This window comes from Streptomyces sp. NPDC026538, assembly GCF_055567535.1.
Genome location: NZ_JBVHQG010000002.1, coordinates 356,698 through 372,564 on the forward strand (window position 1 = coordinate 356,698; position 15,867 = coordinate 372,564).

Genomic DNA, 15,867 nt, shown 5'->3' on the forward strand with positions numbered 1-15,867 from the left:
CTCCCCCGTCCCGCCCCTTGGGCTCAGTGCCCCTGGCAGGCGAAGGCCGCCCACATGTCCAGGGCCGAAGGATCCCCGTCGTGCAGTATGTCCGCGATCGGGCGGGGCATGCCGTCGGGGAGCACGCGGTCCGGGTCCAGGAGCCACAACTGGGCCTCGCGCAGGGCCTGCACAGGCGTCACGCCGGTGCGGAGGCGGTCGTGGAAGACGTACATCATGAGGCCCGTCAGGCCGTCCGGGACCTCCCAGCGGGAGCCGACGACCCCCGTCGCCCCGGCGGCGATGAACGCCGTGGACAGCGTGAGCGCCTCGTCGAAGTCTCCCGTGGTGTGGTCGCTGACGCAGGCGTCGAGGACGACCAGACCGCCGGGCGCACCGGGCGGACGGCCACGGGCCTGGCGGAGGATCTCGCGGACCGGTAGCCGTCCCGTACCGCCGCCCGGTGGTGAGGCAAGCAACAGGCACGCGTCCAGCGGGGAGTTGCCCGACGGGCGGGCGTGGCAGGCGAGGTGGAGGACCGAGGCTGCCGTGCCGGCCGCGCCCGGTAGTGCGGCCAGGACCTCGGCGGGCGTACCCGGACCGGCCGCTCGGCGTACCTTGCCGAGGAGTTGACCCGACGGGTAGAACGCGGCGTGGATCTGGCGAGCCTCCGTGGTCGCGCCGGGCAGCGTGCCGTCGGGGTTGCCGACGATCACCGGGCGGCCGTCGACCGGCAGGCGCGGGCGGCCCAGCACCTCGTGGAGCTGGCGGGCCGAGGCCGCATACGACAGTGTCAGGCGCTCCAGCGCGCGCACCGGTCGCCCGCCGTCGCGCAGACCGCTGCTGAGCAGCGCCGCGTGCCAGGGGATGCCGCCGAGGTCGCCGAACGGAACAAGGACCAGGTGGGGTTCGGGGGCCGCCGCGCGGACGAGGGGCGAGCGGATGAGCGGGGCCATCACCACCGGGCCCGCCCAGTCGCAGAGTTCGGCGAGCGCGGAACGCCAGCGCGTGTGCGCCGCCTCGTGGACGTCCGGGTCGGTGGAGGTGTCCAGGGCCTCCTGGCGGTCGCGGTGGGCCGCCCGGTAGGTCGTGAGAACGTCCAGGGCGTCGCGCCGGAGAAGGCCGAACTCGACGGTCCCCACCCGGGAATCATGCGTCACCAGCACGGCCGTGCCGGCGCCCGGGCCACCCGGCGGGAGCAGGTAGACCAGCGCGTGCGCACCGGCCTTTCGCAGGGCGGCGGCGATCTCGTCGACCGTGGGCGGCGTCATCAGGGCCGTGCCCGCCCGGGAGCGGGCCAGCGCGGTGAGCGTACGCCGGCGGAGATCGTCGGGGAGCGGGAGTTCGGCGCCCTCGCTGAGTGTGCCGAGCAGGGAGCCGGGGCCGTCGAGCAGCGCCGCCAGGTCGATCGGAACCGGTGCCCCGCGGCTGCCGCCGCCCTCCCACTCCTCGGCGAGGTCCGCCCGGTCGGCCTCACGCAGCAGCGCGGGCACGTCGGCGGTGGTCGTGGAGGCGTGCAGCACCTGACCGCGCCCCAGCTCCAACGCCTCCACGGCGGCGGCCAGTTCGCCGTCCGCCAGGCACCAGCGGGCAATGTGCAAGGCCCGGTCGGCGGCGGTGCGGGCCACCTGGAGCGCCGGTTCCGCGGCGGCCTGGAGCAGCACGACGGTCGCCGCCTCGCGCAGCCCGGCGATGCCCGTGCGCCGCCCGTCCGCGTCGTCACCGGGGGCCGAGCGCAGCCGCAGGGAGTCGGCGAGGACGTTGGTGAGGAGGGCGCCCACCGGGGACGGGGGCCGGTCGGCGAGGTGCTCGCGCGCGGCCCGGGCCACCTCGACCGCCCGGTCGGCGTCGGCGGGGGCGCGCCCGTGGAGGAAGCGGTTGTGGTTCAGCACCGCGGTCAACGCGCTTGCCCTGAGGCCCTCCTGGCTCTCCGGTCGCACGGTGCCGAGAACGTTCTGGAGCATCTTCTCGGCCGACTCGATACCCCGTCTGTTGTACGGCGACAACGACGTCATCAGCACCGCGCCCGCGGTGCGCAGCAGCAGCCGGGGCCGCTCGGGATGGTCCTCGGGCAGTGCCTCCACGGTCTCCGACATGAGGACCAGGCCCTCCATGCGCTCCTGCACGCTGCCGCCGTAGAAGGACCGCACCATCAGCATCAGGCCGAAGTCCGCGTCCAGCGTCAGGCGTTCGGGGTCCTCCTCGTCGACGGAGTCCCGCAGCCGGCGCATCGACTCGACGGCCGCCGCCATCCCGGTCTCGGAACGGGAGGTGATGGCGAGCATGAACTGCAGCTGTGCCAGGGCGTGTTCGAGGTGGGGCCGGTCCCGCTCGATCAGGTACAGGTCGATGGAGACGCCGGTGTCCCCGCCGTCCAGGACGGTGCTGACCTCCCTCATGTAGCGGGCCGCGGTCTCCAGGTCCTGGAGGTCGCCGCCCAACTGGTAGCGCTGGTAGAGACTGACGGCCAGGTTCTGGAGGTACACCACCCGGTTCACGTCGTCGAGTGCGGTCTGGCGGAACGCCGTCGTGAGATGGCGGATCGCCTCGTCCAGGTCGTCGGCGGAGTTGGACAGCGCGTGGCGCTGGCTGAGCGCGGCGGCGTACGCGCCGTGGGCCTGCGAACCGAAGCCCGGTGTGGGCGACGGCACCCGCATCGACTCGTTGAGCAGCGCGATCGTGCGGTCGACGCCTTCGAGGTCGCCACGGCCCCGGTCGTCCCGGACGATCGCCGCGTGGGCGAGCTGGTTGAGCAGGTCGCTGCGCATCGGGTCGTCGGGCGGGTACAGCTCGACGGCCCGCTCCAGATGAAGCAGGGCCTCGTCGTTGTCGTAGCGCTCGGGATGACGTTCGCGCAGGGAGTTCAGGAGACAGCCGAGGACGGCGTGGGTCGGCGGGCGCCGGTCGTCGTCCTCGGGGAGGGTGTCGAGCGCCTCGCGCAGCAGCCCGACCGCCTCCTCGTTCTCGGTGGTCGGTGCCGTCCCGGGTCCGGCGGACTCGTCCCGCTCCGCGAGCGCCGCGCCGAGCATCGAGGTCGCCTGGGCGTGGTACGGGCTGCCGGGGTCGAGCAACCGGTACAGGTCGCGCAGTCGCGCGAGGTAGGCGGGGCGGTCCTCGGGACCGACCCGGCCGTCGCCGCGCTCGCGGTAGACGTCGACGAGGTGCGCCGCGGCGAAGATCCGTGAGCCGTGCTCCTCCGGCAGGGTCGCGGCGAGCAACTCGAGGTGCGGGTACGCGAGTTCGGGGGCGTCGGAGCGCTCCAGGAACAGCCGGGCCAGCCGGACCCGGGCCTCGGTCTCGATCTCGTCGGCCTCGTCCGCCCAGGAGCCCCCGCCGCCCTCCGCGGGCTCCCACCCGGACGGCCGCAGCGCCTCCAGCACCGCCTCCAGCGCCGCGGACGCGTCCCGCAGATCCTCGGGGGCCCGGTCACGGTCGTAGCGGTCGGCGAGCGCGCAGCCGTAACTGACGAAGAGTCCGAGGTGGACGTCGTCGCCGAGCAGCGGCAGCCCGTCGTCGAAGGCGGCAAGCGCTTCGTCGAGATCACGGGCACGGGCACCATCAGGGCCGCCGCCAGGCACGCCGGCTCGGGCCCTGTCAGGGTCGCCGCCAGGCCCTCCGGGCGGGACACCATCAGGGCCGCCGGCAGGCCCCTCGGCACGGACCCCGTCGACGGCGTCGGCAGGGGCGCCGTCGGGGCCGGCGGCTCGGGCGGCCTGCCGGTGCTCTTCGTCGCGGGCGTCGGCGAGGACCCGCTCGTCCTCCTCCTCGGCCGTCTGTGTGTCCTCGTGCCGGGCGTGCAGCAGGAGGCCCAGGCGGACGCAGGCGGTCGCGTACGCCTCCGTGTCCTGGGGCAGCGTCGCGCGGGCCAGGGCGAGCAGGGGCGCCGCCTGGTCGCGGAGGCCGTGCGCGTCCTGGACGCCGTATGCCTGCCCGTGGCCCGCCACGGCCTGCCAGTAGCCCACCGACAGGGTGAGGCCCAGCAGGAACCGGGCGCGGGCCAGTGCCGCCGGGTCGGCCTTCGCGGCCTGGTCCTCCAGGAGGTCGCGGGCGCGCAGCAGGACGTCACGGCAGCGCTGCCAGGAGTCGCCCGCCTCCTCGGGCCGGTCCTGCTCGTCGTGCTGTTCGAGCAGGTCCTCGGCGTGGTCGAGGAGTTCGAGCGGTCCCGCGTCGGGTGCGGCGGCGGGGGCCGTCATCGCGCGGCGCGCCGGGTCCTGCGTACGGCGAACCCGGCCGCGTACAGGCTCAGCGGCAGGGCGAGCAGCAGCGCGGCCCAGAAGGCGGCGTGCCCCCAGGTCTCCGCGAACCCGGTGAACAGGTCGGGCGCCACGGGCAGGCTCAGCGCGCGGGCGGGCTCCACGGGCGGTGGCCACAGACCGAGCGCGATCACCGCGGCCGCCGCCCACGCCAGTACCCGGCGGGCGAACGCGGGCGAGGCGAGCGCGGCCAGCGCGCAGACCGCCGCGCAGACCAGGACGTACTGCGACTGGTACGAGGCACCCTGCCGCCCGGTCCCCCAGGAGGCGAGCGTCGGATGGTCGCCGTCGAGCGCGACCCGGACCTCCACGGCCGCCCACAACAGGGTGAGCAGCATGAGCAGGGCGGACACGGCGAACAGCGCGCGGTCGCGGGTGCCGCGCGGGCCGGTGCGCCAGCGCGCCGGGTTCTCGTACGGGCGCCTGGGCAGCCCGGCCGCGACCCGGCGCTGCTCGGCCCGCTCGCGCCGCAGCCGGGCCTGCTCCTCCTCGGCGGCGCGGGCCAGGCCGAGCTGTCGGCGGGCCAGGACCATCAGCAGCACGCAGACCAGCGGGACGAGCACGAGGGCCGTGACACCGTTCCAGCTCTTCCAGCCGCCCAGGAAGTAGCGCATGCGCTCGGTCAGCCAGCCGGGGGCCTGCATCGGGTCCAGCGGGGGAAGGTCGGAGCGCGCGTAGCCGACGTACGACGCCAGGGCAGCCCCCGCGACCAGCAGCCACCCGGAGATCCGGGTGGTGGCCGCCGCGAACGCCACCGCGCCGACCAGGGCGACCGCGCACAGCCCGGCCTGGGTCGCGGAGGCGAGGTCGGCGGCGTGGGCGAGGGGGGCGACGAGCCGGTCGGCGGGGTCGAGGGCGTCGCCGCCGAGCCCGCTGTCGTGCACGTAGCGAAGCATGGCGCCGGACCAGATCAGCAGCCAGAACGCGATGAACAGGGCGGCCCCCGCGGCCAGCCGACGGGCCAGCGGGCGCCAGGCCGTGGACCACCACTCGGTGAGGGTGACCGCGTGGTCCTGCCCGATCGCGTCGGCGCGCAGCGCCCTCGGCAGCAGCACGGCGGCGGCGACCAGGGCCGCCCGCCCGGTGACCGTCCGCACGTCGCCGGCGGCCGCCCGGCGGTGCAGCTCCGCCCAGCGCCGCAGGAACCCGGCGTCCGCGCCCCGGCTGCGCATGAACGCGCCCACCCGGTAGCGCAGCGCGCCCAGGCGGGCCAGCACGGCGAGCACACCGACGGGGGCCTTCGCGAGGAACGCGGCCAGCGGACCGGGCAGTCCCGCGAGCGGAAGCAGGGCCCGTCCGCGCTGTTCCGGGTGCACGATGAGCGCGGCGGCCAGACCGTAGGCGGCGTTCGTCTCGCGCTTGTCGAGGCTGCCGCCGCTGCCGCCGTTGTTTCCGGTGCGCCGGCCGAGCGTGCGCGCCCGGGCGCGCACGTCCTCGATGGTGCGCGGTAGTTGCTCGGCCAGCGCGAGCAGCACCTCGCAGCGCCCGTCCGCGCACTCGGCGTGCCCACAGTGGAAAGCGGCCGCCACCGTCGGCACGTTCGCCTTCAGCAGCTCGTCGATGAAGGCGACCGCGCCCTGTCCCTGGGCGATCCGGGCGATGCCGTCCGCGTCCACGCGCCGGCCCCGGTACTGCGGTGTCGCGGTCGGCGCGAACACGGCGACGAAGGCGAGCGCGGCCACCGCGGCGCGGACCGGCCGGTTCTGGCCGCGCTGGAGATCGAGCAGCTGCCCGCTGTCGTACGAGGTGTCCTTGAGATCCTTGCGCAGCCAGGCCGCCAGCCGCTGCCCGCCCTCCGCGGCGAGCCAGTCCGCCGCCTCCTGGGAGTGCTGGGCCATCGCCGCGGCGAGACTCTCGGCCTCGTGGTGGGCGGTGCCGCGGAAGGTGATGGGGCTGTTGGCGTGGCGGGCGGCGGCGGGCGCCGCGTCCGGTGCCGCGGGGCGGACGACCTGCGGAGTGTCGCCCTTGAGCCAGCGGCGCACCTCGGCCGCGGTCCAGCGGTCGTCGGGGTCCTTGGTGAGCAGGCCCTGGACCAGCAGGTTCTGCCGGGCGTCCGTGACGGCGGACAGATCGACCTCGTGGTTGACGATCAGGGCACGGGTCCACGCCTCGTCGGTGATGCGGGCGTCGTCGCCGAGGACGTACAGCGGGCGCCCGGTGAACACCTGGTACAGGACAAGGCCGATGGTCCACCACGGGGTGGCCTTGAGGTTCTGGTTCACGATCTGCTCGGGCGCCATGTAGAGCGCGGTGATCTGGAAGTCGCGGTAGCTCTGGCTGGCGGTGAACTTGGCCACGCCGCCGAAGTCCGCCACGACCAGCTGGAACTGGCCGTCGTTGTCCTTCCTGGTGCCGCCGTGGCTCTGCCTGACGAGGATGTTGGCGGGCTTCAGGTCCAGCGGGTTGCGGTCGATCCGGGTCTGCCAGAAGTCGAGCAGATCGGCGAGTTCGCGTACGGTCCGCTCGGTCCGCGCCCTCTCCTCGCGCGGCTTTCCGTCGCGCAGCCTGCGGCCGAGGTGGTCCTCCAGCGTGGTCGGCAGATACTCCATCGCCACCCAGCCGCACACCGTGCCGCCGACCGCGATGTCCCCGAACTCGTGGATGCCTGGGACGTGTCGGCGGAAGTCGGGGGTCGCGAGGTGTTCGAGGGTGTCCAGGTCCATGGCCTGGCCCGGGTGGGCGATCTTCACCGCCGTGTCGGTGCCGTCGGCCAGCCTGCGCACATGCCAGACCGTGCCCTCGCTGCCGGCGCCCGCGATGCCGTGCGGCTCGTAGCGGTCGCGGAGCGCCTGCGGGAACTCGGCATGGGCGGTGGCGGGGTCACGGCGGGTGGGCGGATCCGCGGGGCGGCCGGGGCGTGTCCGGGGTTCCGAGGGGGTCCCTGCGGACCGGGCCCGCGGTGTCCGGGGCGGGGGCGTGGGGTCCGGCCGCTGGACGCGGGTGGGCGGGCTCTGCGAAGTCGCGGACGCGGGTGTGGCCGCGGGGTCCGGCGGGCTCTGGTGGGCCGGATTCGGGCGCTGCACGCGCGTCGGAGGACTCTGCGGAGCCGGATCCTGCCGCTGGGCCCGCGTCTGGGGGCTCGGCGGGGCGGCTTTGGGCCGCCGCTGTTTGCGGGTCGGTGGGCTCGAGGGCTTGCGGGGCGGCTCGGTGGGGCCCGCGGGTTCCTCAGTCGGGTTGTCGGCCATGCGGGGTCCTCGAAGGGTCCTGGGTGCCCGCCACGGAGGCGGGCGTCTTATGGGTGGCGGTGGTGCGGGGAGTGCGGAGCCGGTGCGGTGGCGGCGAGCGGGTCACGTCACCGGGGCGCGCCGTACTCGTCCAGTTCCACGAGGGTCACGTCCACGTCCTCGGCCAGCCGGAGACGGTGGCTGCCCGGCCAGAGCTGGGCGGGGCGGGTGACGAGCTGCCCGTCGACGAACGTGCCGTTGGACGAGCCCAGGTCGGTGATGTAGAGCCGGCCCGCGTGCCAGGTCAGCTCGGCGTGGTTCCGGGAGAGTTGGTCGAGGCCGGCCAGGCCCGCCACATGGGCGCAGTCGGGGGCGTCCCGCCCCAGCCGGGTGGCGCCCTGGCCTTCGGCGCGTACGGGGACGAGGGCGCCGGCGAGTACGAGGGCCAGGCAGGGCGTGGCGGGCGCGGGGGTGGTCCCCCGGCCGGACGCCGGTGGCGACTGCAGCCGGGTGGGCGGTGCGGCGGCGCGGTCGCGGGGCGCGCGGGGGTTCGCGTCGGCCGTCGGCCGGGTGGTGCGGTCCCGGGGCCGGTCGGCGGGCACCTCGGGACGGACACGGGCTCGCCCCGGCCCACCCGCACCCGCCTCCGCACGGACACCCGCCCCGCCCGGCCCACCCGCACCCGCCTCCGCACGGACACCCGCCCCGCCCGGCCCACCCGCGCCCGCACCCGCACCCGCACCCGCGCCCGCGCCCGCGCCCGCGCCCGCGCCCGCCTCGGAACGCGAGCCGGGGCCACCGGGATCGCTGCTCCCCGGCGCGTCTGCCGGCTCCGCCGTCACGTACACCCGTTCGGGAACGAGCTGTTCCCACTCGTGGACCTTGCAGAAGCCGCGCCGGGGCGACGACGGGCACTCGTCCGGGGTCACCGGGCAGCGGTAGCGGGTGGTCACGGTCGCCATGTGTTCTCCCGGAAGGTCACCCCTCGGGCGGACAGATCCCGCTCCAGGGCGCTGAGTTCACCAGGTCTCGGCACGCCGACGATGTGCACGGCCCGGTCCGTCACCTGGATCTGGAGTTCCGGCCGGTCGGCCGTGCGGCGCAGATGGGGACCGTACCGACGGCTGCCGAGCGAAGTCCGCGGGATCAGCCGCTGGTTGGCGGAGCCCCGCCAGACCAGTGAGGTCGGTTCGCCCACGCGGTACCGCCCGGTGATGACGGCGTCCGCGCGGCCGAGCACGGCCGTGGCCTCGGGTGAGGCGGCGATCTCGGCGTCCTCCCAGCCGGTGTAGACGAGCAGGTCGGCGTCGGCCCGGCCCGCGGCGACGCGCACCCGGTCGGCCGCGTCGAGCAACGCGGCCAGGGCGGCCGGCTGTTCCAGCGGTTCACCGCCGCTGACGGTCAGCCCGTCGTAGCCCTCGGCCAGGCCGCGCCGCCACAGCCGTGCCAGCCGCTCGACCTCCACGTCGTGGCCGCCCCGGGGGTCCCAGGTCTGCCGGGACATGCAGCCGGCGCAGGCGAGCGGGCAGCCCTGCACCCACACGCCGAGACGCCTGCCCGGCCCGAGCGCGGTGACGGGTCCGAGCACCTGGGACACCCGCAGCGCGGGTCCCGGCGGCTCCGGCGCGGGTCGCGCGCCCGTACGGCCGTCGTCGCTCACATCCATCGTCGTACCTTCAGCGTGTAGGCCTCGACCTGACCGTCCACCGCCTCGATCTCGATGTGCTCGCCGGGCCGGGCCCGCTGGTGGAACAGTTCCCGGGAGAGCGGGTTGACCAGCGCGGACTCCACGGCGGTCACCACTCCGCGCCCGCCGTGGTCGAGGCGGCGGGTGGCCTCGATGCGCAGGACCTCCCAGGGGTCGTCGGCCACCGTCAGTTCGGCGCCGTACACCTCCCTGACCCGGCCGGCCACCGAGGCGAGCGCCTTGTTGAGGATCAGCCGGACCGAGTCGGGCTGGATGAAGTCCATGGGCACGAAGCTGTCGCCGAACCGGTTGCGCAGCTCGGGCCGCCCGATGTGGTCGTTGAAGAAGGTGTCGAAGGCCGCGCGCAACGCCTCGCGCACGTCCTCGGGCTTGTCGTGGCGGCTGAGCCGGGGCGGACGTGCGGCCGCCTCGGCCTCCGGGTCGGTGTCCGCCTGGTCGTTCCTCTGCCCGCGCCGGTTCCTGGGCCGCATCACCTCGGCCGACACCCCCAGGTTCGAGGTGAAGATCAGCACGCACTCGGTGAAGTGCACCGTGGCGCCCTGTCCGTCGGTCAGCCTGCCGTCCTCCAGGATCTGCAGGAACAGGTCGAACAGCCGGGGGTGCGCCTTGTCGATCTCGTCGAAGAGCAGCACGCTCATCGGCGACGCCCTTACCGCGTTGGTCAGTTCACCGCCCGCGCTGTGCCCGACGAACCCGGGTGGGGCCCCGATCAGCCGGTCCCTGGCGTGTTCCTCGGCGAACTCGCTCATGTCGAAGCGGATCGGGCGGGCGTCCTCGCCGAGAATCATCTTCGCGACACCCTTGGCGAGTTCGGTCTTGCCGACACCGGTCGGCCCCGAAAGGAAGAGCGTGCCCCGCGGCCTGCTGGGGGAACTGGACGACTGGGCGCCGGTCAGTCCGGCCGCCGAGCGCATGAAGATCTCGATGGTCCGCCGGACGGCGTGCGGCTGGCCGATGACCGCCGCGTTCAGGTAGTCCTCGCCGTTGAGGATGTTCTCCCGGACGGCCTGCGTGGCCCAGGGGTTGTCCAGTACGCCGACCCGGTACAGCCGGGCGGCCTCGTCGAGCCGGCTCAGCGGCAGCCCCCGGTCGGCGGCCATCCGGCCCACCGCCAGGATCTCCCCGACTCCCATGCCGTACGAGGACCGGGCCAGCGCCTCGGTCGCCTGTCGCTGCTCGGCCTCCGTCGCCGGTAAGGCGTCCTCGGGTGCCCCGTCCTTGCCGGAGCGGCGCCTCGCGAGGCGCTCGACCACGAACCGGCCGGCCGCGTGACGCTGGTCGTGGGGCGGTTCGGGCACCGTGATCACTCGTAACGCCCGGCTGCCGATGGCGAATTCGAGCGGGAGGTCCTCCTGCTTCTCGACCACCCAGAAGATCGTGTTGTACGGCGTCACGCCCCCGGTGCCGCGGACCGGCCGCGCGGTGTGGCCCAACTCCTCCGCGGCGGCGAGCAGTCGGGCCGCCTCCCCGGCCACCGGACCGCGTGGCGAGCCGAGCCGGGCGGTGTAGGGGATGATCAGGCCGATCGCGGGGCCGGTGTGCTGGACCGTGCCGATCATGATCTCCCGGAAGCGGGCGATGCCGGCCTCGATGTCGCCGTCGTCGTCGCTGTCGTCCCGGTCCGCGTCGGCGCCGGGGGTGCCCGGTTCCGCGCGTTCACGTTCCGCGCGTTCACGGTCGGCGCGGGCGTCCTCCTCGGCCATGCGGCGCAGGGCGGGCGGCAGGGAGAACGGGTCGTTGGTGAGCCGCCAGGCGATCACCCGGTCGTTGACCATGCTCTGCCGGGCCAGGGCACCGTAGCCCCGGGTGCGGCAGACCGACTCGATGACCTCCTCCAGGTTGAACGGCGTGGGCGGGTGGCCGGGTTCGGGCGCGGCGACCCCGCCCTCGGCGTCCTCGGGCAGCAGGAAGACATCGCGTACGTTGCCGGTGAGGAGGATCTGCGGGTACACGGTGAGCGCCATGTCCAGCTCGCGGATCCAGGCGGGGGCGAGTGCGGGTGGCCCGGTCGGCGCCTCGTCCTCGCGGAAGGCGCCCGTGGTGTCAGTGCTCACGCTGCCGCTCCTGTCCGTACGTGGTGGACCGCGCGGGCCTGGACCTCTTCTTCCGGCGCCGCTCCGGCTGCTCGCCCTGGTCCGCCTGGTCCGCGTCCTCGTCCGTGCGGTCGTGGGCGAGACCCGTGTCGGGCCAGGAACCGTCGGGCACCACGGCCGTGGGCCGTACCCCGGGCGGCAGCGTGGACGTACGCGCCAGGTCGACGCCGTGTGCGCGTACCGCCTCCTCGATGCCGGGCAACTGCTCGTCACAGAACCAGCGTTGGACCTCGCGGTCGGTTTCGGGGTCGGCCTCCGACTCGGCCACCAGCACGGTGCTGAGGCCGGGCCGGTCGGGGGCGAGCGCCAACCGCAGCCCGTAGCCGTCGGCCTCGCCGAAGGGCACGACGACGCTGCCGTTCTCCTCCAGAAGGTCGGCGAAGTCGTCGCCCACGGCGTAGTCGCGCTCGCGCAGCACCCGCATCAGGGTGTCGGCGACCGTGGACCGGTGGCGGGCGGTGTCCGCACGGGCCACGGCCAGGTCGACCTCGCCCTCCAGATGGGACGGGTCGGGTGCCTCGCGTACGGCCTGAGCCAGCCGCTCCCGCTCCGCCGGGTCGGCGTCCTCGAGGCGGTCGAGCAGCCGGGCCCGCAGTGCGGCCGTACGGACCGCGTTGCGCTGCCGCTGGGTCGACTTGTGCACGAGGACCCCGAGGTCGTGCAGGAGGGTCCGGGCCTCCTCGGTGCTGCGGGCCTGGCGCAGGGCGTCCAGCCGGCGTGCGAAGAGGGGCAGGTCGTCCGGCTCGCAGGACGGCCCGTCACGGGTGAGCAGCGCCTCGGCCTCGACCAGGGCGGCGGCCCTGACCTGCTCGGTGCGGTCGGCCTTCGGCCGGGCGGCGGGGGCGGGCGCGGGCCTCGTGGCCGGCCTGCCGCTGCCCTTCGTCTGCTTGCCGGCGGGCGGCAGCGACCATACGCCGGCGGCCGCGCGGGCGAGTTCGGCCTCCGCGCGCTCGTTGACCGCCCGGGCCGAGTCCAGCGCGGCGGCCAGTTCGGCCGAGTCCGCGGATCCGGACACGCTGACGACGTGCACGTCGACCTTGGCCGTGCCGTACGCGCGACGCAGGGACCTGGCCTGTCCGCGAAGGTTCTGTGAGCGGGTGGTCTCCTGTGCCAGTTGGGCGCGCAGCTCCCGCCGTCGTTCCGCCTCGACGTCGACGTAGGTCCACTCGTATGCCGCGGAGTTGCTCAAATGACCCTCCCCCAGGGCCGCGATGTCACAGGGGGCAATGATGCATCACTGACGGTCCATATGACTCCTGTTCGACGATCTCGGGACGCTCTTCTTTTCGCGCTGTTACGGTGCCTGGCGGAGAGGGGGTGGTGGAGTTGTCGTTCCTGGCGGACGCGGTCGAGGCGATCCGGGCCAACTGGGGTGAGTTGTACGGGCTGCTGGACGGGCCCGCGCGTCAGGAGTTGCGGGAGATCCTGGCGGAGGCCGAGGCGGATCCCGAGGCCGCGGCGGCCGAACTGCACGCTCTCGTCAAGCCGTTCGTACCGCCCGGGCATCCGCTGCGCGAAGTGCTGACGCCGTCCGGTGTGCGTTTCCGGCCGACCTCCGGACCTGCGGCGGAAGGGCCGTTGCTGCTGGAGTCGCTGCTGCGGCTGCGGGAGAACGCGGTGGCGGCACCGGGCACGGACGGGCCGGCCGTCCGTGCCCTCGCACCCGAAGCCGCCCCTGCGTACCTCCCCGACCCCGACGACTCCTGGCTCCTCGCCGAACCCTCGGTCGACCGTCCCTCCCTGACCCTCACGGTGGAGGAGCTCCGGTACCTGATCACGCTCACCGACGGCCGGAACACCGAGCACGTGCCCGCCTTCCAGCTGGACCCGGTCACCGGAACCCCGTACCCGGTGGTCGTGGAGATCAACAGGATGCTGTCGGCCGACGAGGACCCGTGGGGCGCCGCGGACTGGTGGCTGGGTTCCAACGTGTGGCTGAACGCCGCGCCCGCCAGGCTCCTGGGCACCGGGGCCGACGACGTCCTGCGGTCCGCCGCGCGAGCCGAGATCCCGGAGTGGTGAGCACGTGCCCGACCAGATGATCCCCGCCCCGGCCGTCCGCGTCACCCCGCACCGCCATGTGCTGCCCGCCGGTACCGAGCTGTGGCGGGTGCACAGCGAACGCCGTGCCGCCACCGAGTTCAAGGCCGTACCGGCCGACCTGCACTGGGGCGGCGGCCGGTTCTGCCACATCAGGGACGAACTGAGCCCCGAGCGGCTCCCCTACCTGTATGCGGGGCTGTCCCCGCTGACCGCTCTGTGCGAGACCCTGGCCCGCGATCTGCGTGTGCAGCCGAACGGGCGCCGGCGCATCACCCAGCCCCGGGTGCGGGGCATGCTGCTGTCGAAGGTCGTAGCGGCCGTCGACCTGCCGCTGGTCGACCTCACGGACAACGCCCGTCTCGCGGCGGTCCGCCAGGACATCTGGCTCGTGCAGGCGGAGGCCCCGGCGTATCCGCGTACCCGTCGCTGGGGCTCGTGGATCCGGGGCCAGGCCGACTGGGCGGTGGGTCTGCGCTGGCCCTCGCGCCAGGACTCGGGGCTGCTCTCCGGCGAGGTGTGCGCCCTGTACGAGAGGGAGAACGGCCCCGCCCTGCTCAAGCCGTCGTCCGAGGCCCCGCTGGAGCTGAACACACCGGCCGGCCGCGACTACGTGAACAGTCTGCTCGCGGCGCTGCGCATTCGTGTCGAGCACCCCCGAAGGCGCCCGTGACTCGGCACGTCCCGGTATCACGCCCGAGGGGTGTCCCCGACATCCGGTGACCCTCCGGCGCCGCCCCTAAGCGGTCGGCGCGGCGGCCTGCCTCCGGGGGCTAAGGGGATGCCGGGGCACGCGACCTGATCGATCACAGACCCAGTCAGGCCCTAGTCGGCATCCGAGTCGGGCTTGTTCCCCGCCGCCGCGTACGCCTGGGCCGGTGTCATCGGGACCCCGTTGAGGCTCACCGTCTTGTAGGGGCTGACCTTGGCGCAGGTCTTGGAGTCGTCGGCGGTCGAGGCGTTGGCGTTGGAGACGGCGGCCTTGGTGTCGCCGGAGCTCGCCGGGTAGCTGGTGCCGGTCGTCCAGTCGCTGCCGATGACCAGGGTCACGCCGGTGCCGGTGCCCTGCTTGATGTGCGAGCTGGGTACGTCCAGCGCCTTGGCGACGGTCTGTGCCGCGGCCTTGTCGCCGCTCCCGTAGGTCACGGTGGTCGTGGTCGCGGAGCTCGGCGCGTTGGCCGTGCTCGTACCGCTGCTGAAGCCCTGCGAGATCAGCGAGGTCGCGATCGCGGAGGCGCGGCCCGTGAGGTCGGTGCCGTTCTCGACGGTCACGGCGATCTGGGCGGCGGGTACGGTCGCGGTGGTGGCCTTCGGCTTCGCGGTGGCCCCGGCGGCCGACGACTTCTTGCCGGAACTGGTGGTCAGCGACTGGTCGTTGGCCATGGTGGCGAAAAGGTCCTTGGCGCCGTCGCCCACCACCACGCGGTTGTCGTTGTTCGGGTCCGGGGCGGTCTGCATGGTGGTGAAGGTCATCCGCTTGGTGGGGACCTTGTTGACGTCGGCCGCGAGCGATATGAGCTTCTTGACGGTGCCGAGGCCGTCGTCCACGGTGAGCGCCTTGGTGGCGGCGTCGGCGAGCTTGTAGACCGCGGTGGGGTCGGTGAGCGTGCCCGCGCTCTTGAAGTTGCGCATCATCGCGCTGAGGAAGATGTGCTGGGAGACGGTACGGCCGAGGTCGCTGCCGTCGCCGAAGCCGTGCCGGGAGCGGACGAACTCCAGTGCGGCCTCGCCCTTGAGGGTGTGGGGGCCCTTGGACAGCTTGAGGTGCGAGTAGGTGTCGTACACGTTGGAGCTGACGCAGACGGAGACGCCGCCGACCGCGTCGGACATCTTGACCACGCCCGAGAAGTCCAGCTTGACGAAGTGGTCGATGGTGATGCCGGTGAGCTGGTGGATGGTGTCGACCTGGCAGGCGGGCCCGTACTCGAGGGCGCTGTTGACCTGGCCGTAGTAGCCGGACGTGGACTGGCCGCTCGCGCTGTCCTTGCAGGCCGGCACGTTGACCATGGTGTCGCGGGGGATGCTCATGACGGTGGCGTTGGAGCGGTCCGCGGATATGTGGACGACCATCTCCACGTCCGCGTTGCCGTTGCCGGTCTGCACTCCGGTCGTCTTGCAGCCGCCGCCGAGCTTGCAGTCCTCGGAGCTGGTCCGGCCGTCCGAGCCGATCACCAGGATGTTGATCGGGGTCCGGCCGAACGCGTCGGCCTTCTCGGTGCCGCCCTTGCCGTCGAGGGAGACGCTGTTGATGTTGCCGTTCAGGTGCTGGTAGAACCACCAGCCCGCGCCGGCCGTGACCAGGACCAGGACGGCGGTGACCAGGCCGAGCACCTTCAGCGCCCGCCTGCCGCGGCCCGTCGGCCTGGCCCGTCGGGCCCCTCTGCCGCCGCGGGATCTGGCCGCCTGCCGGGCCGCGGCCCGGCCACCGGTCGGGCGCGTCCCGTCGGGCAGGGCACCGCGCTGTCCGGGCACCCGGTCGGTGCGGCTCCGCGTGGCCTGCCCCCCCGGGCCGTCCCACGGGTCGGTCATCTTCCACTCCCATGAACGGGTGGGCCCGCGACAGTAAGGTCGTCCCGTACGCGGCGGTGTACGGGCAGGCGCGAGGTGGGCCCAGTTGGGTTGCGTGATTG

At 74.0% G+C, this 15,867-nt stretch carries 9 protein-coding genes; 2 read left to right on the forward strand and 7 right to left on the reverse strand.

Translation table 11 applies throughout. The annotated features are described in order from the left end of the window. Nucleotides 1-23 precede the first annotated feature (23 nt). The 6 genes from ACZ4N4_RS08505 to ACZ4N4_RS08530 all read right to left on the reverse strand — a co-directional run bounded on the left by ACZ4N4_RS08505 (nt 24) and on the right by ACZ4N4_RS08530 (nt 12,386). The gene (locus ACZ4N4_RS08505) at nt 24-4,172 is read right to left on the reverse strand and encodes a CHAT domain-containing tetratricopeptide repeat protein (protein WP_467585944.1); all 4,149 of its coding nucleotides are present in this window, start codon (nt 4,170-4,172) and stop codon (nt 24-26) included. Then, nucleotides 4,169-7,255: a protein kinase domain-containing protein gene (locus ACZ4N4_RS08510; protein ID WP_467585947.1), complete on the reverse strand. Its 3,087-nt coding sequence runs from the start codon at nt 7,253-7,255 to the stop codon at nt 4,169-4,171. Before ACZ4N4_RS08510 ends, ACZ4N4_RS08505 begins: the two co-directional genes overlap by 4 nt. A gap of 269 nt (nt 7,256-7,524) precedes the next feature. Further along, complete coding sequence (locus tag ACZ4N4_RS08515) at nt 7,525-8,358, reverse strand: FHA domain-containing protein (protein WP_467585950.1); 834 nt, start codon at nt 8,356-8,358, stop codon at nt 7,525-7,527. Then, nucleotides 8,346-9,062, reverse strand: coding sequence for a 4Fe-4S single cluster domain-containing protein (locus tag ACZ4N4_RS08520; protein ID WP_453569521.1), 717 nt, complete (start codon nt 9,060-9,062; stop codon nt 8,346-8,348). The genes ACZ4N4_RS08515 and ACZ4N4_RS08520 overlap by 13 nt, the downstream gene beginning before the upstream one ends. Beyond that, nucleotides 9,053-11,158 (reverse strand): AAA family ATPase, encoded by a 2,106-nt coding sequence (locus ACZ4N4_RS08525; protein WP_467585953.1) that lies wholly within the window; start codon nt 11,156-11,158, stop codon nt 9,053-9,055. Before ACZ4N4_RS08525 ends, ACZ4N4_RS08520 begins: the two co-directional genes overlap by 10 nt. Beyond that, nucleotides 11,148-12,386 (reverse strand): hypothetical protein, encoded by a 1,239-nt coding sequence (locus tag ACZ4N4_RS08530; protein ID WP_467585955.1) that lies wholly within the window; start codon nt 12,384-12,386, stop codon nt 11,148-11,150. Before ACZ4N4_RS08530 ends, ACZ4N4_RS08525 begins: the two co-directional genes overlap by 11 nt. A gap of 110 nt (nt 12,387-12,496) precedes the next feature. Between ACZ4N4_RS08530 and ACZ4N4_RS08535 the strand changes: the two genes are divergently transcribed. Both ACZ4N4_RS08535 and ACZ4N4_RS08540 read left to right on the forward strand, forming a co-directional pair. Then, complete coding sequence (locus ACZ4N4_RS08535; protein WP_453569514.1) at nt 12,497-13,219, forward strand: hypothetical protein; 723 nt, start codon at nt 12,497-12,499, stop codon at nt 13,217-13,219. 4 nt (nt 13,220-13,223) lie between these two features. Next, nucleotides 13,224-13,910 carry an RES family NAD+ phosphorylase gene (locus ACZ4N4_RS08540; RefSeq protein ID WP_453569511.1) on the forward strand — a complete coding sequence of 229 codons (687 nt, stop codon included), beginning with the start codon at nt 13,224-13,226 and terminating at the stop codon, nt 13,908-13,910. A 152-nt stretch (nt 13,911-14,062) separates the two neighbouring features. On the opposite strand, the gene ACZ4N4_RS08545 is transcribed toward ACZ4N4_RS08540, so the two are convergent. Further along, complete coding sequence (locus ACZ4N4_RS08545; protein WP_467585957.1) at nt 14,063-15,766, reverse strand: LCP family protein; 1,704 nt, start codon at nt 15,764-15,766, stop codon at nt 14,063-14,065. Nucleotides 15,767-15,867 lie beyond the last annotated feature (101 nt).

What these genes read in the sequence shown, in the direction of transcription:
- ACZ4N4_RS08505 (WP_467585944.1), bottom strand. Translation starts at nt 4,172, where the DNA reads ATGACGGCCCCCGCCGCCGCACCCGACGCGGGACCGCTCGAACTCCTC.
- ACZ4N4_RS08515 (WP_467585950.1), bottom strand. Translation starts at nt 8,358, where the DNA reads ATGGCGACCGTGACCACCCGCTACCGCTGCCCGGTGACCCCGGACGAG.
- ACZ4N4_RS08520 (WP_453569521.1), bottom strand. Translation starts at nt 9,062, where the DNA reads ATGGATGTGAGCGACGACGGCCGTACGGGCGCGCGACCCGCGCCGGAG.
- ACZ4N4_RS08545 (WP_467585957.1), bottom strand. Translation starts at nt 15,766, where the DNA reads ATGACCGACCCGTGGGACGGCCCGGGGGGGCAGGCCACGCGGAGCCGC.